The following is a 25,458-nucleotide window of genomic DNA, read 5'->3' on the forward strand; positions in this document are numbered from 1 at the left end:
TATTCTGGCGTTAATAAATACTTTTAAAATAAATTTACGCGTCTGGAAGAGGATGGAAGACTCTTTTATAAGTTCTCGCCAAAAGCAGGCGTAAACAGGCTACGGATAAGAGAGAAAAATGGAAGTATAAACGAAAATATATAGCCTGCAATCTTTTATATGTAAAAAAAAGTAAATTCATATTGGGTTTTGTGGGAAATTTTTTTTATCCGGCAAAGAAGGGACTATTGAATTCTGGAAACTGAGAAGCCTGCAGAAGGGACATCAGATTCTTTGGAAAGTAACCGGAAAGGGAATTTAAAATTTTTCAGAGTAAGTTGACTGAAAGTACAATAACTGGCAGAGAATTAACCAGGTTATGAGATATTAAACTTATTTTTAAAGTTATATCGTGGAGTATTCATATGAATAAGCAAAGACTTAACTTTATAAATGAAGCTTTAATGTTTCTGGTATTAATGGGATTAGTCGGGATAGGGATATCTCTCAGGCTCCAAATGCATCTTTATGGAGGTGTTCATTATTATCTGGGGTTAACTCTTGTCGTTCTGATTTTAATCCACATATATCTTCACTGGATTTCGATTGTGAAAATGTACCAGAAGTTAATACCTGACCCGGGGAAGAGAAAAATAATTTCCATTATATATGTATCAATAAGCATCCTTCTTTTAGTCGGGTTTATAACTTCAATTTTTATTCTCGAAACATAAATTTTGGAACGTGAGGGCGATGAAAACAGGGGTCAACAAAAAAGCGCTGGGAGCAATTATAATTACATTATTCTTTTTATCCCTTCCTGTAGTTGCAGAAACTTATGTAATGGGAGAACAAAGAACACCGGTAACGATGCCGGCTGAGGGAGCCAGCTATGTGGGAGCTGGGGAGTGCAGAGTTTGTCACGTGGAGATACATAACAATTGGACAATTTCGGGACATAAGTATATGCTCATGACTCCGGATGAAGCTCTGGAAATAAGGCCTGACCTTCCTATGCCGGAAGGATATACCGAAGAAGACATACTCTATGTTATTGGCGGATGGGGCTGGAAAACCCGGTATGTGAATGAACAGGGGTATATCATAACCGAAACCGGAGAAAATCTCAGTGTCAACGGATCAAACCAGTATAATATTGAAACTGGAGAGTGGGTCGACTATCACCCTGGAGAAATAGTGGAATATGACTGCCAGAGATGCCATACTACAGGCGCATCTTATGACTCTGTAACTGAAGGCAAACCGGGAATAAATGGCTCATGGGAATTTCCGGGAATACAATGTGAAGCATGCCATGGGGCAGGCAGTGTGCATGTGGCAGAAAAGGGAGTAAGGGGTGAGGCTATTACCGTTGACAGGGATGCTTCACTGTGCGGTCAGTGCCATCAGCGTGGAGATAGAGAAGACCAGATCCCTGCAAGTGGAGGATTTATCAGGCATCAGGAACAGTATCAAGAATTTCTGGCGTCCGGGAAAATGAGTAAGCTGGACTGCGTGGTCTGCCATGATCCGCATAGTCCGGTCCATGCAGGTGCAACCAATCCCGTAGAAGGAGAAGGTATAAAAAGAAATTGTTCCGACTGCCATGTCGAGGCTGCAGAAATATATAACCAATCTTCAATGGGTACAGCTGGAGTGGAATGCGTTGCCTGCCATATGCCAAAAGTTGTTAAAACAGCTGTCAATACGTCTCAGTATGAAGCAGATTTGAGAACGCATCTTTTCAGAATCAATACCAGTGCAGATGCTGAGTTTACTTACATAGATCCTGAGGACGGAAACGAATATGCAAATCCTCACATCACTCTGGAATACGCATGTCTGCAGTGCCACGAAAGCAGGGATAAAGCCTGGGCTGCTGAGGTGACCCCTCTTGTTATAAACCACAGTGTAGAAGAAGAAATTGAAATTCCCGGGACCCCTGATGCGGAAGGAATACCTGGACCCGGGATTTTAGTTCCCCTTGAGGTGTTGATAATTGCATATCTACTCAGGAGAAAATGAATGAGGCCACAGAATTAGAAATCTCAGGAACAACCTCAGGAATTAAAAACTCCATAAATTAAAAACTCTAGAAATTGAAAACTTCAGAAATTGAAAACTCCAGAAATAAAAACCCTGAGAATAAAAGGAGCCTTATGGAATAGACATGATGGCCAGAAATTATACACAGGCACTTGAGTTTCATGAATGCACTATAAAAGTTTTAAGGTTCTCATGAACTGGAAAGGTTTTGAATTACATAGAGCAGGTTAATCTGAAAACCTATCCGGAAGTTTCAATCTTTTTTAGGTTCATATACTGTTTTATTTTTCCCGCATCTTGTGCATACAAAATATTTTTCCCTTACATTTGAAGCATAGATATTCAAACCCCCACTTCTCTTCCATTTGTGAAGGCCTATGAAGCACAAAATGCTTTTCTGCGGAGTTTTTCCCGAAATTCTGGATGGCGCCCTGTAAGCCAAGTAATCACACCTGCTTTATCAGTGAACCTCTACAACTTGAAAGTTCAAGTAAGTTCCCCACCCAATCTGCAGGTCACGTTTTACCCTGCAGGAAGATCTTAACAGGTATTTGATAGCTGGCTGTATATTAATTGCTGCAATCAAAGCTGAGGAGAAGGCTGAGGAAAAAGGTTGCGTCACACAGGATTGGCTGCACAGTCAATTACTTGTTCCATCCGTCACCTGACTGTTTGCAGAAGCGTTGAGACCGGAAACTCCCTGAAATGGGTTTAAGCTCTCTTTAACCTGCTTTTATTAGTTGATACATTTTTCCGGACTTCAACATATTCCTCTCCTGTCTTCGTACCCTGATTCGATTTTAAAGCCTGATTACCACGGGAATAAATATTTCACTTTTTTTAACTCTACGAACTTATATATATTAGAAATAGGAATGGTACTGTAGTATCCCAATAAATAAAGGGATATGATGAAACTCTCTTCACCTCAGTGTTGAAATATCCATATCCACCCCTGGGTATTGGTCAGTCGTTCTGGTGACGGGCAAAGGAAAGGGCAGAAAGGCCGGATATCAGGCATAACAAATGTGCTAGAAATAAAGTGGTAAATAAAATGGTAGAATCAGTGGGCGGCAGATAATCGGATATGCCTCAAAAGTTCTGCATGCCTGCTAATTTCGGCGGGAGGGCAAAAACAAAAAGGATGAAGCAAACAGGAATGTTTTTACATACCTCAAGCTGTATATATCTTTAAACGCCTCAGCTATATATAGCAGTTTAAAAAAAAGCTGTTTGCCTTTCTCTTAGATTTATATTTCAGCCTTAGAATTATATTTCAGCCTTTGCTCTTTCCTTTTCATTTTTCAAACTGATAAGAATTATGGGACATATAGAAATTGTTTGATTTGAAAATTGTAAAGCATCCTGGTTTCGTTTATAAGGACGATCCAGAGGACTAGTGAACTACTCCTCCCTGTCCAATCCGGCAAACCGGATCGTCTGAGGGAGGGGCTTCCTTGAGACTACTCAGCCTAAAAACAATATCTGAGCGATCCTCTTCCTTCATCCCCCTCTCTAATGAGAGCGAGTCCAGAGGCTCTACCCTGCGTTCCGCAGGTGAAGAAAAATCAAAGTGGAAGATATGAGTGTGATGATGCTTGAGATGCACGACGGCTTGCGGCTTTCCCCGCCTTGTTCCCGATCCCTTCGGGAGTTGTCACATCCTGTTTGCCCACTTCCTAGCTTGGTTCTCGCTTCAGATTGGGGTGACAATGCAACAAGAACTATATGGTTTCAAGGAAAAAGAAATTTGTCAGATTCAATAAAAACAGAAGGTGTGGAAGTTGACGGCTTTCATCCACCACCTGCCACTTCCGGTAAACCGGAATTGTCGAGGAAGGGGACTTCCCGCCTTATAGTTAAAACAAGAAAAATTTACATAATAACCCTTCGTTTTTGCTTTACTCGTTTCTCCAGATTAAAAATGGTTGAGTTTCTATAGCAGTTATCCGGAAAATTATTTATAATAATAAAAACCAATCATTATTCGTATTTCTGTGGTGCAGAAATACATGAATAAGTTCTTCGCTACCATTACGATCATCACTCCACCCTGGCGGCAAATGAGTGAGTCGTTTCATAGATGGGCGAAGGACTGCAAGAAAATTGGGCAATAGATGATTAGAAAGTGGTAGAGTAAGGCTAAAAGCCTTATATTAGATGCGGTGGAAAGGCAAGACAGGTTTGGTAAAACATATCTTCCGGGCTGATGTTTCATCAAGTATCGCGTGACACGCCTCAACCTTATGCGATATCCGGATACATATATATGCCTGACAGCTATTTTTAGCCTTTCCACCATTTCTGCTGAATCCTGCACTGTTATCCCTCATAAACATCCTTTTTTCAATAGTTATCTATCAGGAACGCATTTTCTCTCGATCTTTGAACTACCTTGTTCTTATAACCGAATCCCAGCATGCTACTGGCCAGGATGCTGAGAAGTTCCGTGCGTATATCAATGATCTCTTCAGGCTCATTTCTCTATTTTTATTCGTTTTGCTTTTTTAAAAATAATTAAAAGCCCCACTATATGTGCAAATTTATCCGCAGTTAAAACAACCCATAAATAAGATCAAAAACAGAAAAGCAAGGTAGTAAAACGAGAATTAGATAATCCTGAACAGGGGGATAAGAATTCGATGAAACAAATATATTTCCCTTCTATACTATTTACACTGATCTTCTTTTTGATTTGTGTCCCCGGCCCTGCAGCAGCCTTTCTAATACCGGAAGCTGCCGAAATACCTTACCAGATTAACACCTCAGATAGAATAATAATAGGAACAGTAAGCGGGATTAATATACACTACGACCATACAATCTTCACAATTAAGGTTGAGGAATGGCTCTATAACCCACTACCTGCCGAAAAGATAAAGGTAAGAACCGAAACCGGCAAGTATGTCTGGACCGAAGACCAGGCAGAGTTCACACTGAACGAATCCGTGGTCCTTATGCTGAGAGATAAAGACCTGGATAAACAGCTTTTCAGCGTGTCTGTAGGATTTCCCGGGAAACACCCTGTATCAGACAGGGATGAGGTAGTTGAAGAGCTGAAAACTCAGGGAAAATGGAGGGAAGAGAATCAGACCGAAAACGAGACGAATAATGTCGGAACAGCAAATGAACAGCCCGCAAATTCAAATTCGTCCTCAAATGTCGAAAACATCCCTTTCACAGGCATTTTATGGTCGATTGTGGCAGTTCTCGGAGCAGTTGTATGTGCAGGGAAGACGAAGTAAATATTATCCACGTTCGTTCAGATTATCCATATTTTATTGAACCAGCAAACCTTTTTTCAATTCACAGGTTACAATAAGGCAACCAGGCCATTTTGTCTGTCTGCCTGTCGAAAGAAACAAAAAACGCACATGACATTCTTCGAATAACATGCCCAAAGAATGAAAGTCCTTTTCAAATCACAGTACTTTCATGCCAAAGAGAAGCGAAAAAGAGATTAAAGATACCTGGGATGTCTGCTGGGTGAGGAGAAGAGCCTGGAGACCTGTTCTCAAAAGAGAAAGGGATAATACAGGAAGTGCATCCTTCAAAAACCCGAGCCGTAAAGCAAAGGGTTAGGGAAGAGTAGTTCATTATCAACTTCTCAATCCGAGTTATTCCGTAAGAATTTCGTAATAATTTCGTAATAATTTCCTTAATCCATAATAAATTATTTAATAAGTACTGTGAGTAAGTACATTGGATAGAATAATAGACTGACTTTTCTGCTGTTACAATAAAGCTTAAATTAAGTACAGTAATACTGAATAAACTGATTGGCGTGCAGCAGGTCCTTTTATCCGCCTGAAAAGCGCAGATTTGCTTTCCCGGATAAGGATATTTTGTACGTCAGATATTTGTCTGAAGTGCCAGTATATAAGCGCTTGGTAAAGGACATTAAATATACTTTACTGTAGATTCGGTACCTTACCGGTCAGAGGTTTGTGTCAGAGGTTTGTGTCAGAGGTTTGTGTCAGAGGTTTGTGTCAGAGGTTTGTGTCAGAGGTTTGTGTCAGAGGTTTGTGTCAGAGGTTTGTTATAGTATGGTGACCAGTAATTTACCCTGAAACCAGCGCTTACCTGTCATCAGTGTCAGCCGTAGTTTATCAGCATTAAAATTATCAGTATTGGTATACTATCAATATTAGTATTATCAGTATTGGTATTGTAACTGCTTACCGGTTAATAGTTTACTTACTGGTTAGCAGTATCAATAGTCGTCTGTCAACCGCAGGAAAGGGTTTTTATCGACGACATTTGCCTCAGTCTATTTACTTTAGTTTATCTTTCATCAGGGAGACCCCCATATGATAAAGGAAATCACTGCCAAATACAATGCAGAACAAATAGAAAAAAAAGTAACGCAGTTCTGGGAAGACAGCGACGCTTATCGGAAAACCCGGGAGCACCGCAAGACCGGAAAAAGGCTTTTTTTCGTTGACGGCCCACCGTACACTACAGGACACATCCACCTGGGGACTGCCTGGAATAAGATTATTAAAGATTCCATTCTCCGCTATTACTCCATGAATAACCGCAATATCCTTGAGCGCCCGGGCTGGGATATGCATGGCCTGCCTATTGAGGTCAGGGTCGAAGGTTTGCTCGGCTTCAAGTCCAAGAAGGATATCGAGAGCTTCGGAGTAGAGAACTTTATTGAGAAATGTAAGGAATTTGCCATCACGCAGAAACAGGCAATGACCGAGCAGTTCCAGAGGCTTGGGGTCTGGATGCAGTGGGAAGAACCCTACATGACCTTAAAAGACGACTACATCGAGGCTGCCTGGTGGACCCTCAAACAGGCCCATGAAAAGGACCTCCTTGATATGGGCAAGCGTTCGGTAAACTGGTGCCCACGCTGTGAGACTGCAATTGCAGACTCCGAAGTCGAATATTCCGAGCGGACTGATCCTTCTATCTATGTGAAATTCAAGGTTAAAGGCGAGGAAAACACTTTCATTGTCATCTGGACAACAACCCCATGGACAATTCCAGCCAACGTGGCTGTGGCTGTTCACCCGGCTTACGAATACTCGAAATTCAAAGCGGTCAGACAGGACGGCTCGGAAGAAGTCCTTATCGCAGCCACAGACCTGATCAGAAATGTCCTCAAGCAGGGCAGGTATGCAGACTTTGAAATCCTTGAGACAATGCTCGGGGAAGAGCTCACAAATCTCGAGTACGAAAGCCCTGTTGGGGATCTCGTGCCTGTGCAGAATAAGATAAAGCACGGCGTTTACCTTGCGGATTTCGTAACCGTAGAAAATACAGGCTGTGTGCATATAGCACCAGGGCACGGTATGGACGACTTTAACGTTGGTGTGAAGCACAAACTCCCTATCCTCTGTCCTGTAGGCCCGAACGGCTCTTATACCGAAGAAGCCGGGGAATACGAAGGCAAGAACGTAAGGGAAGCAAACCCAATTGTTATCGAAGACCTCAAAGCCCGCAACAGGCTCCTTGCCGAAGGGACAGTCACGCACAGGTACGGGCACTGCTGGCGCTGCAAGACTCCTATCATCTATCTTGCAACCGAACAATGGTTCCTCAAGGTTACCGAGATCAAGGACAAAATGCTCGAAGAGATCGATGCCGTTGACTGGTACCCTGACTGGGCAGGTTCAGCCCGTTTCAGGACCTGGGTCGAAGGCGCAAGGGACTGGTGCATCTCCAGGCAGCGCTACTGGGGAGTTCCTATCCCTGTCTGGAAGTGCAGGAAATGCGGAAAGCTTGAGGTAATAGGGACAAAAGCCGAACTGCTTGAAAAAGCAGGATTAAGCGGCACTGATATCGAATTGCACCGCCCCTATGTGGACAAAGTCACCGTACCCTGTGAGTGCGGAGGGGAGAAAATACGTGTTGAGGACGTCTTTGACGTCTGGTTTGACTCGGCTGTCGCCTCCTGGGCAACCCTGAAATTCCCGCAGACACAAGACCAGTTTGATGAATGGTGGCCTGCAGACTTCATTACCGAAGGACACGACCAGACACGCGGCTGGTTCTATTCCCAGCTGGGAGCAAGCATGGTTGGCTTTGGGCGGGCTCCTTATAAGAGTGTGCTCATGCACGGTTTTACTCTTGATGCCGGCGGAAAGAAGATGTCAAAGAGCCTTGGAAATGTGATTTCTCCGCTGGACATTATCGACAGGTTCGGGGCAGATACCTTGCGCGCCTATGTGCTTTCTTCAAGCGCTCCCTGGGACGACCTGAAGTTCAACCTGGAAGAAGTAGAGACCATCCACCGTTCGATTAACATCCTCTGGAACGTCTTCAGGTTCCCGCTGCCGTATATGGCTCTTGACAACTTTGATCCCATGAAGGTCAGCCTTGATTCCGTAAAAGATGCCCTGCGTGAGGAAGACAGGTGGATTCTCTCAAGAGCACAGTCCGTTGTAAAAGCCGTAGATGAAGCCATGAGCGGTTACCTGCTTCATAAAGCAGTCCGCGAGATCCTGGAGTTTGCTCTCGAAGACCTTTCACGCTGGTATATCCAGCTTATCCGCCCGAGGACCTGGACCGAAGCTGACGACCCGGACAAACTTGCAGCTTACTGTGTGCTTTACGAGGTATACGTAACCATCACAAAACTGATCTCGCCTTTCATGCCCTACCTGGCTGAGGAGATGTACCAGAACCTGATCAGGAATGTGGACCCGAACGCTTCCGAGTCGGTCCATATGTGCGATTGGCCGAAAGTTAACGAAACCTATCTCGACCCTGAGCTTGAAGCAGCTATGAGCACTGCCCGTTCTATCGTGGAAGCTGCCTCAAACGCCCGCCAGAAAGCAGGAAGAAAACTCAGATGGCCCATATCCAGAATTGTTGTGTCCCCTGAAAATGAAGATACAGCAAAAGCTGTCGAGAGGCTGCGCTCAGTCCTTATGGACCAGACCAATTCCAAAGCAATCGTTCTAACGGGCATGGGCGAAAGCTGGGACGAACTCGGGCTTGAGGTCATCCCTGACCCGGGCAAGATCGGGCCTGTCTTCAAGAAAGATGCCGGAATAGTTATCCCTGCCCTGCAAAAAGTCGATGGTTTTGCTTTAAGGAAAGCCTTTGCCGAAACAGGGGAATTTGAACTCTCCCTGGCTGACGGCACCACTGTCACAGTCACCCCGGGCATGGCAAACTTTAAAGAAACCCTGCCTGAAGGTACAGCCAGTGCCGAATCCGATGCAGGTCTTGTTTACGTGGACGCAAACCTCACCTCTGAACTCGAAGCTGAAGGATATGCGAGGGAAGTTATCCGCAGGCTCCAGGACATGCGTAAGGAACTCGATCTTATTGTGGACGAAAACATCCGCACCTCTGTACGGATCGAAGATGAAAGGGTCTTCAAACTCGTTGAAACCCTTAAAGAAATGATTGCAGAAGAGGTTAGAGCCGATGTCTTTGACCTCGGCAGCGGGATCGAAGTTTTCGGAGCCCTTGTAAAGGACTGGGACGTCGAAGGCATTGCCATGAAGATGGGAATTGCAAAGAAATAATCCAGAGGAATAAACTCTGAAATTAAGTTTAGAAAAACAACTCAGTAAGAAAATCTAAGTTCAGAAACGAAAAACAGGAAAGGAGTTATTAATATGGATTTTGCTGCCTGGGAGCCAATTTACGAAAGAATCCTTGAAGACTTCGGGTTCGACCGCTCAGGTGATGAAGAGGCAGCCCGATTCCTTTCCCTCCTACTGACTAGGGAAAATACTGCAAGCCTTTCCGAACTCAAAGACACAATTTCAGGAAAGCCTGTTCTGGTCTGCGGAAACGCTCCCGGACTCAGAAATGAGCTTTCGAAAATCAATTTACCTGCTTTTGTAATAATCGCAGCCGACGGAGCCGCTGCTGTTCTTATGGATATGGGTCGCGTACCTGAAGTCATCTGTACCGACCTTGACGGCAATTCCGAAGCTGATATAGAAAAAGAGATCCTTGCCTGCACGCAGGGCTCGATTGTCCTCATCCATGCCCACGGAGACAACATGGATAAGCTGGAAAAATACGTGCCCGGATTCAAGCGCTTTATTGCAACTACTCAGGCAAGGCCTTTCGATAAAGTATACAATTTTGGCGGGTTCAGTGATGGTGACCGCTGCGTTTTTGTAGCCAGGGATTTCGGGGCTAAAAGTGTTATGCTGGCTGGATTTGATTTTGAAGACCCAGATGTAAATCCGATTAAGAAAAAGAAATTGAAGTGGGCAAAGGAATTAATCGGGATATCAGGGATTTGAGGATTAATTACCATTTTGAGGATTGTAGTAAACGAACTAACAAACTCAAAATTATTTACTTTTTAGAAGAAAAATACACATTTAAAAAAGAACGCTAAATTTGAATAGTTCATAATTATTGAGGGTTATTCATTTTTTTGGTCAAATTAGAAGCATTTGAAGCTTTAGATTCTACTAGGCTGTTTTTAATATACCATTAATTTTCTTTGAGCCTCTTATTTTTCCTTTATTTCCAGAAAACGAAGCTAAAAGTTATATTCTCTTGACAAAATGACAAATTTATAAACTTTAAATTAAATTAATAAGTGTATCGTATTATTTCCACCTAATTCATCCTAATTTTGAAGAACTATTAATGGTAAGTAGAGTTTATTCTGTCGAATTTATATAATTTACGGTTATATATTTATTTATACTTACTGGCAATTAAAATTAATTCTGTTTGTCTCCAAACAAAAATTAACGACCGAGTTAATTCCTAAAAATAATTGCCATGAGTGTAACCTTAATGTTGGGGGTTGATCGAGGGTTTGATTGCAGGAGTAACTACATTATTAGAAGGCTAATTTAAGCTTAAAAACTCCATTCTTTTCAAATAATGTATAGGAACATATAAGACAAATGCGAAAAAATACGCTAAAATCTGGAGGGAAATATAATGGGATATCTGAGCATTTTTTACTATAATGTAAAGATCACTTATGAGTCCACCATACTCTTCATTAACGCCCGCTGGTGGTAAACAATTCTGATATAAATTAATAATAGCCGCTTAAAATGAAGAGAAATTATTTCCTCAGCCATCTTTTCGAAATACAAGGTAGTTCCCTGAATTGACTTTATCTTTGAATTGATGGCTGTTATTTTTGTTTTTTATTAATTAGCAGTTACATTTCTTTTTTCAGGACGCCATATGCAGTTGTCTAGGTAGTTACTGCGGCTTAAACATATATTTTCCGTTGTTTCATTATTTTTTTCTTTTTCCCTTATTTTATCTCTTCACTTGAGACCAATCAAGGAGTTATATAATAAACCATAGTATTCTCCATTTTTTCCATTTATTAAATTTAATTTCGAATACTATAGAATATGACAAGCAATAAAAAATTAGGTATGAGAAAGAAATCGAACTTAATATCCTATTTGTTAAACCAAAATGTCTCTTTTTGGAACTGCTTCTTTTGTCAGGTTGGCAAATCCTTAAATACTTACTTACAGGATGAATTGGAACCTGCCTATTAAATACTCCTTTTCGAGAAGAGTTTTTTGTTTCTAAAAAAATTACTAAATTTATATAGTCTATAACTGAAAAGTGTTATACATTTTTTCAAAAAAATTAACCTATTTTGAGATTTTTTAATTCGATTTAATTGGAAAATGGGACTTATTTATGCTTAAAAACCCTTATTTTTATCTAAATGACGAATTGAAGACTAAATGTTTGATATTACTGAGATTTTTTAAGAATTGTAACTTCTAAATAAAAAAATAGAGTAGATCTGTAATTTCAGCCGAGTGTTTATCTAGATTTTCCAAGTCTATTAGTAGTAAGGAGATTTTATTCTAGTATTTTTATATAATTTACTATTACTATTTTAGTTGTACTCTATGGCAATTGAAACTAAATCTGCTCCTCTCCGAATGGAATGGTATCATAATTCCAAAAATTGCCGTGAGTATAATACTTATCTGGGGGTTGATAGGGTTTAACTTGAAAGGTACATACCATATAAGAGTATACACCAATCTTAAAAATCATCCTTTCCAGTATGTAAACGAGTATTGAAATAATGTAGAAAAAATAGAGATTATATAGTAAAACTAAAGATAATATAGTAAAACCACGGAGGTAAATATAATGTACGGAGGATATGGTTTCGATAGATGTAAATTTGATAGTTTCAAGAGCTTTGGATGTGGCTGTGGCGGCTATGGCGGCGGCTATGGCGGCGGCTACGGTGGTAGCTGTGGCTATGGTGGATTCTTCAATCGCTTCAAGCACTACGGCCGTCGTTGTGGCCGGTGCTGATGAAAAGAATATAAAGAATACATAATAAGCTAAATAAAATATGGCAAAACCACGGAGGTAAATATAATGTACGGAGGATATGGTTTCGATAGATGTAAATTTGATAGTTTCAAGAGCTTTGGATGTGGCTATGGTGGCTATGGCGGCGGCTATGGATGCGGCGGCTTTGATCCCTGGCGTAAATTCTGCGGTCGGTTCAAACACTTCAGCAGTTGCCGTTCCTGGTGCTGAGATGACTAATTAGAACTACTGAACCTGAAAGGATTACTGAATGCGAAAGAAACAGAATCCATAGTCATCTCTTCAAGGTATGAAGGATAATTTTTGAGAATTTGTCTTTTCTTGAATTGATGACTATTCATATTTATTCTTTTATGAGTTTTCACTTTGAAAGTGCGCCATACTTTAAACTCAAACGTAGTTTCTACGGGGATTTTTATTGATATGGGATGTATAATTTCGACTGCATGTAATTGACGCATAACAGAAAGATAAACAAAGAAAGACTAAAAGACAGAGGGAATTCATTTGTATTCGGTTAAGGATTTTGAGCTGCGGATCTCGATTTCGACGGAAAAACTCAAACCCAAATGTTTAGTGTTTAAATTGAAATCGATATCAGATTCCAGTTTTGCATTTGATGAATAATTTAACAAATTTTATGAAAATCAATGCAAGTGATAACGATTTTTCCTTAACCGATGACCAATGAGAGGGAATTATAATATTTCCTTTCTTCTCGTTTAAGTTCTTCTCGTTTAAATCTCCCCGCCTAGATTCATGGATTCTGCAGGTTCGAGTGCTGCTAAATTATGGGTCTACTAATTACTCAGATAAAGTTTATCTCTTTCAAAGGTGTCCTAATGATTAATGGCCCATTATGAAAATCTTTTTAAATAGTCATAAAGGCTACATTTTAAGTGATCATTGTAAAGATTATTTCTACTCAACCGGAACAGAAACTACTAATTATTTTTCTAAAAGAACTCTTTTTCTAAAGAAAAAGGCTGAAGTTTTGATGTTTAGTATTATAAAATGTTAGTCTTTTTTTTCAACAAAAATAACCATTATTAAGGGTTTTAAATGGATTTAATTGTAAAATAGAGCTTATTTATCATGTAAAATTTTCTTTCTTACCTGAATAATAAATTAAAGACCAAGTATCCTGATATTATTGAGAGTTTTTGAGAATTATAACTTCCAAATTAAGAAAAAGAGTAAACCTACAATTTCAGCCGGATATTTACCCGAATTTTCTAAGTCTATTAATGGTAAGGAGACTTCATTCTAGTAATTTTATATAATTTGGTATTATTATTTACTTTTATACTCTCTGGCAATTAAAATTAAATCTGCTCCTCTCCAATGAAACTCAGTCTCAAGAATAATTTCAAAAATAATTGCCGTGAGTATATACTTATGTGGGGGTTGATAAAAGGTTTAACCCGGGTACACACCAAGAAGAATATTTCAGCTTAAACATGGTCTCTGTGGGGCTTTTTCCTAATATGGAATGTATAATTTCGGCTGCAGAAGACTGAAGCATAACGGAAAGACGAACAAGGACAGACTAAAAGACGGAGGGAATTATAATGTTTTTCTTCCCATTTAAGTTCTTCTCGTTTAAATTCTTCCCGTTTAGATTCAGGCATGGATTCCGCGGGTTCGGGTGCTGCTAAATTCTGGGTCTACTACTGACTCAGATAAAGTATATCTCTTTGGAGCTATAATCAACCCTTATGGCCTTATGATCATGCGAAATGGTCATAATGGCTACTTTTTAAACGGTCATTGTAGAGAGCTATCTCCACTCAGCCGGAATAGAACTTCAATTGTCTTTTTTGCGATATAACGGCAGGCAGTTGTGCAATTTTGTATGGTTGATATTTTTGGATCCTACGGTCAAGCAGTTGATATTTTGATATTATATTTTATCCGGTGCAGTTGAAGATTGATCCTTAATTTGATCGAAGCCGATAGGTCATGCCGCGCACGACGTCTATAAAGAAAGGTTGAAAAAGGTTGAAAGATGCCATTCAGGCTGCCCTGTAGTTATATCAACCGACTATCTGTGGATCACCTATTTTTGAGTGAAAAGAAAAATAATGTCTGGCTCCCCCGAGTTTAAATTCCCGAGTTTCGCTTCGGGATCACAGGAAATCAGAGATTTCCTGGGAGTTGCACTGCAAGTGCAACAGCACGATATAGATTAATAGCAGTAAGCTTCGCTCAGGAGGATTAATTAAATTCAGGTGAAATGTAGAAATAGAACTTAGCAGTAGAGCAACTGAAAAGACTTCAGCCATCTCCACTGCTGGGTTAAATCGTATATTATAAAGGAAAAATTTTGGAGTATATTATTTTTTCAGGGTTCTCCACATTACAGCAATTCTCTCTATATCAATATGGGTGTAGCCCTCTTCTTTTATAGTCCATTTAAGGCTCAGGACTCCGTCATTGCATTCTGCAGCTATTCCTCTGTATGTTGTATTTCCTCCAATGTCAATTTCTACTTCTTTGCCCAGATAATACTTTTCAATGAACTCCTGTTTCACAATTATCAACTCCTGGATTTTATCCTTCCGGATACGGATAGACCCGTGTGGTGTTTACCAAGATATAGTTAATATCAGGAAGGTATATTATAACTTGAAAAACAGGGATTCTGAACATAGATTAGGGTAACAGGGTAAAAAAGATAGCTGCCGGGGTTTACTTAGCGCTTCTCATTAAAGTAACCGGGAGCATTAAGAAAAAATTAAATCTTCAATAAGCTCCCTAAAATTAGAAGTCCTGCTCAAGCAGTCGGTTCTGATCCGCCTGATCCAGATCCATCTGATTCGGATGCACTCTGTTCAGATTCGTATTCTTTCGACCCACTTAATCCTGTCTCGAATCCTGTTTCCGGCTGTATGGGAAGCTTGTCAAAAAACGGGATGTCTGCCCCGACAAACCAGGTTTCAAGGAAGCTCAAGAGATGATACTTCAGGAAAACTGCGATTGGTACGCTCAGAAACATCAAAATCCCGAAGGTTAGAATCATTTCTACAACGACAAAGGGAATCAGGAGTATCCAGTTAAAGGGCTCTGATATAAAGGTCGAGAAGAGGAAATAAAGGACCCCGTCAACAATAAGAAAAATAATAACTAACGCTATTATTAACAGCCCGAACAGGATTATTGCAAGGACGGTTACCCCAATTCCCAGAAGGAACCTGATAAACCAGTAAACTAGCACTTCCTGCCAGCTTTTTCTGAAATTTTTATAGATCATCCGGAAAGCCGAAAGAATTCCGGTTTCTTTGTAAATGGAAAGGGGAATTGCGAGGCTTAAGAAGGAGTTTATTACTGCGCCGATCAGGGCAAGCAAAATAATTACGCCAAAAAACCAGAGCACTCCGCCTACAATAGCAGGCAGGGCAAAATCAGGGGACTCATCAAGAAGTACGGGGATAAAAGGCAGCAGGGCAAACATAAAGAGCACAAGAAAAACAAATGCCAGGGCTAAACGTATTAACAGCAGGTTGAACCCCTTTCCCATGAATTTTTTTGAATATGCCCAGATGCGCACCTCATTCTTAACCAGGGCTTCTACAAAAACAAACTCCATGACACTGGAAATATAAGAAAAAATCAAAACTAACAGAAGAATGAAAAATATTGCTGCAGCTATAATTGCCAGGGACGATACAGATTGGATGTAATTAAGACCAGGCCATGATATTTCGGAAGGGAGGCCAGGTATCTCACCAGGTTCGATATTAGGAAAATCGTTTCCGTAATTATCGAAACCCGTTTGGTAGTTGGTGCCCGAGCCTCCATAATTGGACCCAATGCCACCAAGCAAAAAAATAATTATTGCAAGTTTTACCCATTTCCAGAAGTCAAAAGGTTCGAAAAGGGCTATTCTTGTTCTTGAAATAGCTTTATCTACCGCATTTATTCCGCACCAGCTCATGACATATAATTTTATTCAGTAGATAAGTAATTATCTGTATAATAAAAATGTAATAGAACATATTCTCGATAGGTTTGTAGACAACCCAACTAATGAACCAGAACTGATTAACTTGATCTAACTGACCTGGTTAACCAGAATTATAGTTTATTCAGTATGGATACGTATTTGATACTCCCTCGAGAAAGGGATCTCCATAAGCAACAAAGCCAGATTTCCTGTAAAAGCCTGTTGTATGTGTCTGCACGTGCGCATGAACTTCTTCTGCCCCCAGTTCGGCAGCTCTTTCCAGAAGTTTCTCCACAACGAGTTTGTCGACCTGTTTTCTCCGGCATTCTTTCAGGATGGCAATCCTTCCGATAAACCACAGGTTTTTCCATCGTTAAAAAGCCTGCACGTGGTTACTGGCATGGTGCTTGCATACACAATAACATGATAGGACCTTAAGTCTGCCCTGTCAAATTCCTCTTCTTCCGGCACATTTTGTTCTTTTATGAAGACTTTCTGTTCTTTTATGAAGACTTTCTGTTCTTTTATGAAGACTTTCTGTTCTTTTATGAAGACCGTCCTGCGGACATGGAAGGCGTCCTCCAGTTCTTCAGGACTTTCTATATCAATCCATTTTATCCTCTTTAACTGTTCATGCTTATTTTTCTATCCAGAAGCTTCTTTTTTTCAGTTCCTGAAGTCTCTTTTTCTACAAAAATCCGGAGAATAAATACTTTTTTCACACAATGATAGGATAACCCCAAAATATATGATAAAATTTCCAAAAATGATGAAATGATAATATTTTCAAAATCAAGTTTCAGCTGAAGAAAACCTGTATCGAAGAAATTTACGCTGAAATTGGGTGAACAGATCAAAAATAAATTACAGATCAAAATATATTAACGGGCCCGCCGCGATTCGAACACGAGTCAATGGGTATCTTCGTAATAATTTTACTTCGAAGCCCATTAGGATATCCTGGCTACCCTACGAGCCCATGGTGCAGAAGTAGTGATAGTAACTATCTATATTAAAGGTTTCTCTCAGAATTAAGAAAGGGGATAAAAAAAGAATAAGTTCAAAAGCTCCCCTGTAATGAAAATATTTATCAAGTCATACAGACTAAATAAATGACCGCAGATTACGTAAAAAAACAGGAAATTTATGGTTCAAAGTCAGGTCAAAGTTAGTAGAAGCATTAATGAAAAAAAGAAATATACCACAAACATAACTTTTATATTACAAAAGTTCTTTTAATATATAGAAATGATTTCCGATATCATATCATTATACATTATTGGAATGCAGAAGTCAGAACGGTCTTTATCTTAATCAACAAAATTAAGTAGAATGTTATTTGTTTCAAGCTGTGAAAGAATATTGGATATATGTATTAAGTTAGAAAACTCTTTAGAAGATCTGAAGATTATTTGAATATTTTCTATAACTTACAATATATTGTATAACAAATGAAATTCCGTCTGATGTCGGGGGTAGAAATGGGGCAAAGTACGCAGAAGAATGAGGGTTTACAAAAATGGAGAGGGTTTCAACAGGTATAGAGGAGCTGGACAGGAAATTGAGTGGAGGCTATCCTGTGAATAAAGCAACCCTGATAACAGGTGTGGCAGGGAGCGGAAAGACTATTTTCGGAATCCATTTCATTCACAGGAGCTGTGTTGAAGGCAGAAAATGCCTGATAATCGCAACAGAAGAAACTCCTGAAGACATTCTCTACCAGGCAGAAATGCTGGGGCATGACATTAAACCTTACTACGAGAGCGGGCAGCTTAGTATAGAAAATATATTTGAGAGCCGTTCCGAAAGTATAGGGCAGACAAGATACGGTTTTAAGCCTGAAAGCCTTGATATTGAACTTCCTAATCTTATAGAATTCATACATGAAGGAATAGCATGCCTGGTCATAGATAACCTGGGAACTTTTGCCCTGAGAGTTTCCAAAAAAAGGTTAAGAGATCAGTTTGACGGACTGAGCTATCTTGTGAGAAAAAAAGGCTGCACTACTCTTCTAATCATGGACGAGTCAGCACACAATCTGACTCACCAGCTTGCTGAGTACTCGGTCTACGGTTCTATTCGTCTCCTGGTAAAAGAAAATGCTTATCTCGGAAAAATGGAACGATATCTGTGCATACCTAAGATGCGCAGCACTCCTATTTCTCCCGATATGTCTGTCTTTGAAATCACATCTGAAGGGATCAATATTCATGAACCCGAGGGAGGAAGCCTTGTTGAATAACAAAAACAAGCCCAAAGTCCTGATCGTAGATGACATGAAGGAAAATGTAGAACTTATGGAAGCCTACCTTGCAGTTGAACCTTATGAAGTAATCTCTGCCTACGGTGGAAAAGAAGCACTCCAGATAGTTCTGGAAGAAAAACCGGACATTGTCCTTCTGGATGTTATGATGCCCGAGCTCAATGGCTACGAAGTCTGCAAAATTCTCAAGGAAAATCCGGAAACTCAGTTCATTCCCGTCCTGATGCTTACAGCCCTCTCGGAACTTGAAGACAGGATAAGGGGAATTGAAGTTGGAGCTGATGATTTCCTCACAAAACCCATAAACAGGCTTGAACTCAAGACAAGGGTAAAATCTCTGCTCAGAGTCAAGTGCCTTCACGACAGGCTCGTTGCTGATCGTGACAGTCTAGAAGTAAAAAACAGAGTACAGAGCATCCTTACAGCCGTAATTCCGACCCTCCTCCAGTCTGTCTCCAATGAAGAAAAGAAAGTTATAATAAATCAGATGACAGGGATGGTTGAGAAAACCCTTCTTGATATGTACCACTTTGAGGACAGGGAAATGGACCTTGCCTACGCAGGAAATGTCTGCGCCGATATCATGAACCAGCTGGGAGGAAACTTTTCCTCAACTATGGGTGAAAGTGGAAAGCTCTGGGTAGTCAAAGGAACAAAATGCCCCTGGAAAGGAGAAGAAGCCCGTAAAAACCCTATCCTTTGCACACTAACCAGGAAGATTTTTTCAAACATAACATTGAAAGTAGACTCAGGTTGCAGCCTTGAAGCCCTAAAAACCATAGGAAACAGGAATGACTGCTGTGAATTTATCATAAAAGCATAATATCTTTCATTCACCTTCGCCTGATACCTTAATTCAGGTCATATACGAATTCCCTTCTCATATGAACTTTTTTTAGTATTAACTCTTTTTTGGATGAACCCTTTTTCTTCTCAAATCCTTTTATTGGCTAAAAACAACAGTTTTCACGGATGTATCAAGGACATCCAGCTCAATTAACTTATTAATTAATGTTAGAGTCGAATTTCCATAAAATTTCAACCCAATTTAATCAGTCCTCCTGAGCAAGGATCACTGCTATAACCAATAAATTAGTCCTCTTGAGCGAAACGCAGTGGAGCGAAAAGGACCTCGTGCTGTTGCACTTGCAGTGCAACTCCCAGGAAATCTCTGATTTCCTGTGATCCCGAAGCGAAACTCGGGATGGCAAGCTATGCAGAGGTTACTGTCTATCTGTTATCCTGTGTACCCTCAGTTACTATCTCCTTTTTACTCTGGTTTCCTTAATCTCAGAGGTTAGTTTTTCTGTTTGAAGGGACATTCAGGAAATTAAATCGGGTCATTTTACAGGTGATTTCATGCCTGCGATAACTCTGATCCCCCGCGGGGTTATATCAAACAGAGAATACTTGACCGGAACTGGAGTATTTCTCATTTTCTCAATGTAGAGATATTGCTTCGTTTTTCCCGAAATGTAATTTTCCTGTGTTGTGAGCCTCATCAGCCCGAAAACCATGTAACCTGTAAGTTTGTGAGTCAGCTCGTAAGAGTCCTCGTCCATTATAAAGAGGCTTGTGCATCCGTTTTTCAGGAGGATGATGCTTATCGAGCTGAACTCATCTGCAAACTCCCTGATGTCATGGTGTATGGCCATTACTCCGATATTGTCAATGACCACAACATCGACCTCCGAAGACATGGAGCTCAGATATTCGATTATATCCGTATCAACGGCGCATAGGCCTTTTCCGAATTTAGAAGTGCTTTTGATCTTGTTCATTTTGTCTTCGAACACATTCCTTATACTGAGCTGCTTGTTCTCAAGGAAAGGTTCCAGGTTAAGCTTGAGGCTCCGTGCCTGAGTAAGTACGTCTTCAGTGAGTTCTCTGGTAAGAACAAGTATGCATTTTCGGCCTTCCTGACAGCTCCTGTGAAGGAAATGAAGCCCAAGGATGGTTTTTCCTGAGCCAGGGGGGCCAGTAATTAGAATACTTTTTCCCTTAGGATACCCTCCCTCTATCAACAAATCCAACCCTTCTACTCCGGTAGACAAACTCTCCATACTATCACATCTTTAAACGCGATAAGTTTTTTAAACGCGATAAGCTTCTCATCAAGATAAGTTAATCTCTTACTCACTGTGAACTACACCTACCTAAAATCTTCGTAAACTCAGATTTTTGAGGAAGGTGCTTCCTGCTTCATACTAGGCGGTTGCCGTTTTTTCCTGGTCCACAGGCTCAAACCGTAGTCCCTACGGCGAATTTCTTTATATTGATAGCTGCATTAATGTCCCTATCATGCAAAACATTACAGGAAGGACAAAGCCACTCTCTAATATCTTCTGTCAAATTTGGATGCTTATAACCACAAACGTTACAAGTTTTTGAAGATGATTCCCATTGACCTATCTTCAAAACTGTTTTACCAGACCATTCAGCTTTGTATGTTAATTTTTGCACGAAAGAATACCATGCTGAATCACTAATAGCCTGTGCTAATTTGTGGTTCTTTTTCATTCCTTTAATATTTAAAGTTTCAACTGCTACTGCTTGGTTTTCGCTGATTAGCTTTTTTGAAACTTTATGTTGAAAGTCATGTCTCTGATTAGCAATTTTCTCATGCAACTTAGCAAGTTTGTATGCTGCCTTTCTACGGTTTTTTGAACCTATTACTTTCCTGGAAACTCTTCTTTGCAAGAATTTCAATCTTTCAAGAGAAATTTTCAGGAATTTAGGATTATCTATTTTTTCTCCTGTAGAAAGAGTAGCAAAAGTCAAAAGTCCAACATCAACTCCAATCATTGTAGCACGGGAAAATGATTCAGGTTCAGGACATTTCTCTCCATCATCAGTTAAGATACTGATATAGTATTTTCCTGCAGGGGTTCTCGATACCGCTATTGTTTTTAGAAATTCAGAATTAAAATCACTTTTAATAATATTTCCTTCTAATTCCATTTCCTTAAAAAGTTGCTTATGTATCTTAACTTTTATCCAACCGATTTTTGGTAAATTAATTTTAGAGGTAGCAAAATTAATAATATAATGTTGTGGAATTTGGAAAGAGAAATGATTATCCCTTTTTCTTTTCTTCTGTGGATATTTAAACCCATCCTTAAAGAAATGGTTGAATGCAGAATTAAGATTTTTGCTAGTTTGTTGCAGAGATTGAGAATTTACTTCTTTCAAGAAGGGATAGGCTTCTTTAAGAACTTGAATATGGTTATTAAGTTCAAATTCAGATATACTTATTCTGAATTTTTTATACATTAATGATTTTATTTCAAGAAGTTTATTGTAGACAAATCGAGTACTACCGAAGTGTTTTTCCATAAGGGCTTTTTGTTCCTTATTAGGGCAAATTCTGTATCGTATTCCTCTTTTCATCGGCATTATATACGTTTGGAAACTATATCAATATTAACAGGATCACTACCGGTATGATGTTGGGAAGTTGACGGCTCTCATCCCTTCCCTGTCCCATTCGGGCGAAAGCCCGATGTGCTGAGGAAGGGGGTCTTCCAGCCTTATGAGATAAAAATCTGAAGTCAACGGAAACAGCGAACTTTCTGCCGGATAGGTCTCTCCAGTTGATACTCCAGTTGATTTTCGGGTAAAAAGTTTCTGGTGAAGCAAGGAAAGCTGTTCATATAAAAAGAAAAGTCCTTCGTGTGACTTAATCAGTAACTTGATAAGAACTGTCAAAGATGCTCTGGCAGATAAGCCAGCCCAGATGAGTGATCTGCAGACATTATCTGCAGATGAGCAGAGCATAAACTATCTGAAAGAGTCCCCGAAGAGCCTTCAGTCAGATAAAAAACGCAACCATCTGGCACTTATCATTTAGCAATATCCGGCAGATTTTTTAATATAAACTATTTTTTAACAGATGTTTTTTTAAAAAGACTATTATTTCCAAAAACAGATAAGGTTAAATAAAAAGAGCATATAATGTGATATGAAAAATACATCATAAAGTATATCTTTTAATTGTATAATGGGGGAAGAAGTATTAAGAAACTTGGAATTCTTATAGTGTTACTTTTAGCAGGAATGCTTTTCGTTTCCGGCTGTGCAGAAGATACTCAGGAAGAGGTTGACACCGAGGAAAGGGTAACTCCGGTAGAAGAAGTCGCTCTAACAGAAGGGACAGAAGAACCTTCAGGTGAAGATGCGGATGAAGGACTGGTACCCGGTCAGGAAGAAGAATCTTCGATTGGGGGAGAAGAGGGAATAATTCCAGGTGAGGAAGAGCCAGGCATTGGCGACAATGAAAGTGGTGCAGAGGACAACCAGACAATTGTTGATGCTGCAGAAGCTGCAGGCTACACTATGTTTGCCTCAGTTGTCAGGGATGCAGGACTTGAGGATACCCTGAATGAAGGGACATACACAGTATTTGCCCCTACCAATGAAGCCTTTGACGCCCTTCCGGAAGGTACGCTTGATGACCTCCGTGCGGACGAACAGGCCCTGAACGATGTGCTGACTTACCATGTAGTAGAAGGAGAATACATGGCATCGGACCTTGAAGACGGGCAGATGCTTGCTACTGTGCAAACCGACGAGCTCCCTGTAGATATTACAGATGATGAAGTAACAATCGGAAACGCAACTGTTGTCGAACCTGACATTATTGCAAGCAACGGTGTAATTCACGGAATCAATGAAGTACTGATTCCTTCCGGGTTGTAAAAGCAGAATTAAAAGCTTTTTTATCTTTTTCATCTTTTTTAATTTATTTTTATCTTTTTAATTTTTCTTAATTTCTTTTCGCTTCTTTATTTCTATTTTGTGTCTGTCCAGCACAGGCATTTTAAGTTTTAATATTATAGAGTAAAAACGCAATTAAAGGCTAAAGAACGGAAAAATAAAATAAAATAAAATAAAATAACATAAAATAAAAATAAAGGTGCTCCATTTATATTTAGTTGATATTATATACAGGGAAAAATATAATATTATTATAATGGGAAAAAGAGGAGCAAAGCCAAAGTTCACAAATGCTTCCTGTCCTAATAAGGATTGTAAACTCTATGGTGTTACTGGAAAAGAAAACATCATAGGCAATGGTACCTATCAAATCAAGAATAAACTAGTTAGAAAATATATCTGCCGCGAATGCGGCAGAGTATTCAATGACCGAACAGGTACTTTTTTTGATAATGTCCGTAAAGATGAATCTGACATTAAACTAGCCCTTAAAATGGCTATCAAAGGAATGTCAATACAAGCAATTGCTGACGTATTGGAAGTTCAACCTACTACAGTTAGTAACTGGTTGTTTCGTGCAGCGAAACAATGTGATATTGTAAATAAAGACTTAATGAAAGATCTCAATATTTCCAAGGTTGAGATGGACGAATTATGGGTAATAATTGAAAAAAAGTTGCTCCAAGAACAGAAATTGAAGACGACGGAGCATGGATGTGGGTGAGCTTTGCACCTGAATCCAGGCTAATAATTGATTTTGTACTGGGACCAAGAAAACAGCATGTAGCAGACAAGTTAGTAGAGATTACGGATAAACATCTTTCAGATTTAAAGCCTCTTTTCGTTACAGATGGATTAAAATTCTATGCTGAAGCTCTTTTACAAAAATATGGTAGATTGGTAAAATTTCCTAAAACAGGAAAGAGAGGAAGACCCAGAAAACCAGTAACAGTACCTGATAAAGACCTGAGATATACCCAGGTGATTAAAAACAAACAGGTGAGGAAGCTTCAGAAAATTGAAAAAAGAGTTATATTTGGTCAAAATATAGATCAAAGTGAAATATCAACGAGTTTACTCGAAAGACAAAATCTAACGTTTAGACAGGATAATAATAGAATTTCGAGGAAAACAATAGGATTCTCAAAGAAAATTAAGTGTCTGTACAGTCAAATGAGGCTTTATTCCACATATTTTAACTTTTGCAGAGATCATAGGGGATTAACTAAAGAAAAACAAAATGGAGTTTCAGGAAGAAAAACACCAGCAGAAGAAGCTGGAATTACTAAAAGTAAATGGACATTAACGGATTTGTTAAATTACAGGAAGATAAAAATATCAACTAATTAATGAGGCAGCACCAAAATAAAAGTAAAAATAAAAATAAAAATAAAATTTAAAAATTGGCTTCTGAATAGAAGAAAAGCTGTGAAGCTTTTCCTTGAGTCTAATTATCTACCGGATTCGATAGTCTGTTCAGAAGTTTACGTTTACTCTGTGCCCGAACTCAACACTGTAATCCAGATAATAGACAATCTCGGGTTCTATTTTTATCATGATAGTATCCGGATCAGGCGGCATATCTGCAGTAATAGGGAATTTGGCTGCCATGATCTCCCCTACTTCCCGCAACTCTTTCTCATCGGCAACTATCGATGCCCTGCCTTCTACCTGAAGTGCTTGCATATCAAACCAGTCAGGATCATCTTCATCAACAGTAAATGCTACCTTCGGGTTTTGCATGATATTCTGAACCTTTCGGGTGTTTTTATTAGTTGCCAGGTATATGATTTCGTTTTCGGAAACATACGCCATTGTATGTGCCATTGGCCTTCCCTGAGGGCTTACGGTTGCCAGGTTCAGGTAATAGTGATTTGCAAGGTATTCACGAATCTTATTTTTAAGCTCTTCTGTCATATTCCCCCACCAGATGTTATAACTTTCAGTCAGACCTCATAAGGAGATCCGGACATTTTACATCGAGCCTTTCCAGATACTATTTCAAGGTATTCTTCAATCAATGCTATGAAGGGAAAAAATCCATTATGATCTACTGATATTTGCAGTCCTTTCCCCATACGATTTATAGTGACAAAATTTATAAATCTTACTTATAAATTACGGAACCTGCAAATAAAATACGTTTGTATGCAAATTTCCTGCAGGATTCATCACGAGGTAGGCTTTTGATCTTATCCCATAGGAAATCAGAGGTAATGAACCTTGATTACGC

Annotated in this window: 22 protein-coding genes, 1 tRNA gene and 1 pseudogene; 14 read left to right on the plus strand and 10 right to left on the minus strand. The window is 39.6% G+C overall.

All coding sequences use genetic code 11. The features are described from left to right. Nucleotides 1-404: 404 nt before the first annotated feature. Both ACZ5A8_RS12580 and ACZ5A8_RS12585 read left to right on the plus strand, forming a co-directional pair. Nucleotides 405-713, plus strand: coding sequence for a hypothetical protein (locus ACZ5A8_RS12580; protein WP_229389196.1), 309 nt, complete (start codon nt 405-407; stop codon nt 711-713). A 19-nt stretch (nt 714-732) separates the two neighbouring features. Next, a complete protein-coding gene (locus ACZ5A8_RS12585) occupies nt 733-2,004 on the plus strand; it encodes a multiheme c-type cytochrome (RefSeq protein ID WP_464534123.1) in 1,272 nt (423 codons plus the stop codon). Between the two features lie 274 nt (nt 2,005-2,278). Here ACZ5A8_RS12585 and ACZ5A8_RS12590 read toward each other — a convergent pair whose 3' ends face one another. After that, nucleotides 2,279-2,467 carry a hypothetical protein gene (locus ACZ5A8_RS12590; RefSeq protein WP_464529442.1) on the minus strand — a complete coding sequence of 63 codons (189 nt, stop codon included), beginning with the start codon at nt 2,465-2,467 and terminating at the stop codon, nt 2,279-2,281. Nucleotides 2,468-3,482: 1,015 nt separating this feature from the next. On the opposite strand from ACZ5A8_RS12590, the gene ACZ5A8_RS12595 reads away from it, so the two are divergent. From ACZ5A8_RS12595 to ACZ5A8_RS12625, 7 genes are all read left to right on the plus strand, one after another. Further along, nucleotides 3,483-3,611: a hypothetical protein gene (locus ACZ5A8_RS12595; RefSeq protein WP_255679860.1), complete on the plus strand. Its 129-nt coding sequence runs from the start codon at nt 3,483-3,485 to the stop codon at nt 3,609-3,611. Between the two features lie 1,056 nt (nt 3,612-4,667). Further along, nucleotides 4,668-5,270, plus strand: coding sequence for a hypothetical protein (locus ACZ5A8_RS12600; protein ID WP_464529443.1), 603 nt, complete (start codon nt 4,668-4,670; stop codon nt 5,268-5,270). A 190-nt stretch (nt 5,271-5,460) separates the two neighbouring features. After that, nucleotides 5,461-5,607: a hypothetical protein gene (locus ACZ5A8_RS12605; RefSeq protein ID WP_464529444.1), complete on the plus strand. Its 147-nt coding sequence runs from the start codon at nt 5,461-5,463 to the stop codon at nt 5,605-5,607. A gap of 728 nt (nt 5,608-6,335) precedes the next feature. Continuing rightward, on the plus strand, nt 6,336-9,515 hold the full coding sequence (gene ileS, locus ACZ5A8_RS12610) for an isoleucine--tRNA ligase (RefSeq protein WP_464529446.1): 3,180 nt from the start codon (nt 6,336-6,338) through the stop codon (nt 9,513-9,515). A gap of 93 nt (nt 9,516-9,608) precedes the next feature. Next, complete coding sequence (locus ACZ5A8_RS12615) at nt 9,609-10,250, plus strand: 6-hydroxymethylpterin diphosphokinase MptE-like protein (RefSeq protein WP_464529447.1); 642 nt, start codon at nt 9,609-9,611, stop codon at nt 10,248-10,250. A gap of 1,871 nt (nt 10,251-12,121) precedes the next feature. Further along, on the plus strand, nt 12,122-12,304 hold the full coding sequence (locus ACZ5A8_RS12620) for a hypothetical protein (protein WP_464529448.1): 183 nt from the start codon (nt 12,122-12,124) through the stop codon (nt 12,302-12,304). A 41-nt stretch (nt 12,305-12,345) separates the two neighbouring features. Then, complete coding sequence (locus ACZ5A8_RS12625; RefSeq protein ID WP_464529450.1) at nt 12,346-12,510, plus strand: hypothetical protein; 165 nt, start codon at nt 12,346-12,348, stop codon at nt 12,508-12,510. 2,126 nt (nt 12,511-14,636) lie between these two features. Here ACZ5A8_RS12625 and ACZ5A8_RS12630 read toward each other — a convergent pair. The 5 genes from ACZ5A8_RS12630 to ACZ5A8_RS12650 form a co-directional block, all read right to left on the minus strand. Next, nucleotides 14,637-14,834 carry an MM0924 family protein gene (locus tag ACZ5A8_RS12630; RefSeq protein ID WP_229389216.1) on the minus strand — a complete coding sequence of 66 codons (198 nt, stop codon included), beginning with the start codon at nt 14,832-14,834 and terminating at the stop codon, nt 14,637-14,639. 242 nt (nt 14,835-15,076) lie between these two features. Then, nucleotides 15,077-16,237, minus strand: a complete 1,161-nt coding sequence (locus ACZ5A8_RS12635; RefSeq protein WP_464529451.1) for a DUF7544 domain-containing protein — start codon at nt 16,235-16,237, stop codon at nt 15,077-15,079. A 151-nt stretch (nt 16,238-16,388) separates the two neighbouring features. Continuing rightward, nucleotides 16,389-16,607, minus strand: a complete 219-nt coding sequence (locus tag ACZ5A8_RS12640) for a GNAT family N-acetyltransferase (protein ID WP_464534124.1) — start codon at nt 16,605-16,607, stop codon at nt 16,389-16,391. After that, a complete protein-coding gene (locus tag ACZ5A8_RS12645; protein WP_464529453.1) occupies nt 16,577-16,717 on the minus strand; it encodes a hypothetical protein in 141 nt (46 codons plus the stop codon). The genes ACZ5A8_RS12640 and ACZ5A8_RS12645 overlap by 31 nt, the downstream gene beginning before the upstream one ends. 414 nt (nt 16,718-17,131) lie before the next feature. Next, nucleotides 17,132-17,225, minus strand: a tRNA-Arg gene (locus ACZ5A8_RS12650). Between the two features lie 540 nt (nt 17,226-17,765). On the opposite strand from ACZ5A8_RS12650, the gene ACZ5A8_RS12655 reads away from it, so the two are divergent. Next, nucleotides 17,766-18,488, plus strand: a complete 723-nt coding sequence (locus ACZ5A8_RS12655) for an ATPase domain-containing protein (protein ID WP_464529454.1) — start codon at nt 17,766-17,768, stop codon at nt 18,486-18,488. Continuing rightward, nucleotides 18,481-19,332: a response regulator gene (locus tag ACZ5A8_RS12660; protein WP_464529456.1), complete on the plus strand. Its 852-nt coding sequence runs from the start codon at nt 18,481-18,483 to the stop codon at nt 19,330-19,332. Before ACZ5A8_RS12655 ends, ACZ5A8_RS12660 begins: the two co-directional genes overlap by 8 nt. Nucleotides 19,333-19,849: 517 nt before the next feature. Here ACZ5A8_RS12660 and ACZ5A8_RS12665 read toward each other — a convergent pair. From ACZ5A8_RS12665 to ACZ5A8_RS12675, 3 genes are all read right to left on the minus strand, one after another. Continuing rightward, nucleotides 19,850-20,572, minus strand: coding sequence for an RAD55 family ATPase (locus tag ACZ5A8_RS12665; RefSeq protein ID WP_464529457.1), 723 nt, complete (start codon nt 20,570-20,572; stop codon nt 19,850-19,852). A gap of 178 nt (nt 20,573-20,750) precedes the next feature. After that, the gene (locus ACZ5A8_RS12670) at nt 20,751-21,899 is read right to left on the minus strand and encodes an RNA-guided endonuclease TnpB family protein (protein ID WP_464529458.1); all 1,149 of its coding nucleotides are present in this window, start codon (nt 21,897-21,899) and stop codon (nt 20,751-20,753) included. A gap of 45 nt (nt 21,900-21,944) precedes the next feature. Then, nucleotides 21,945-22,148, minus strand: a complete 204-nt coding sequence (locus ACZ5A8_RS12675; RefSeq protein WP_464529460.1) for a hypothetical protein — start codon at nt 22,146-22,148, stop codon at nt 21,945-21,947. Between the two features lie 52 nt (nt 22,149-22,200). Here ACZ5A8_RS12675 and ACZ5A8_RS12680 point away from each other — a divergent pair, with 52 nt between their 5' ends. The 3 genes and pseudogenes from ACZ5A8_RS12680 to ACZ5A8_RS12690 all read left to right on the plus strand — a co-directional run bounded on the left by ACZ5A8_RS12680 (nt 22,201) and on the right by ACZ5A8_RS12690 (nt 24,575). Then, nucleotides 22,201-22,359 carry a hypothetical protein gene (locus ACZ5A8_RS12680; RefSeq protein ID WP_464529461.1) on the plus strand — a complete coding sequence of 53 codons (159 nt, stop codon included), beginning with the start codon at nt 22,201-22,203 and terminating at the stop codon, nt 22,357-22,359. Between the two features lie 188 nt (nt 22,360-22,547). Beyond that, nucleotides 22,548-23,207 (plus strand): fasciclin domain-containing protein, encoded by a 660-nt coding sequence (locus ACZ5A8_RS12685; protein ID WP_464529462.1) that lies wholly within the window; start codon nt 22,548-22,550, stop codon nt 23,205-23,207. A 274-nt stretch (nt 23,208-23,481) separates the two neighbouring features. Next, nucleotides 23,482-24,575 (plus strand): annotated as a pseudogene (locus ACZ5A8_RS12690) (IS1 family transposase). 126 nt (nt 24,576-24,701) lie between these two features. Here ACZ5A8_RS12690 and ACZ5A8_RS12695 read toward each other — a convergent pair. Next, nucleotides 24,702-25,142, minus strand: coding sequence for a pyridoxamine 5'-phosphate oxidase family protein (locus ACZ5A8_RS12695; RefSeq protein WP_464529464.1), 441 nt, complete (start codon nt 25,140-25,142; stop codon nt 24,702-24,704). Nucleotides 25,143-25,458: the final 316 nt, after the last annotated feature.

This window comes from Methanosarcina subterranea, from assembly GCF_055385895.1.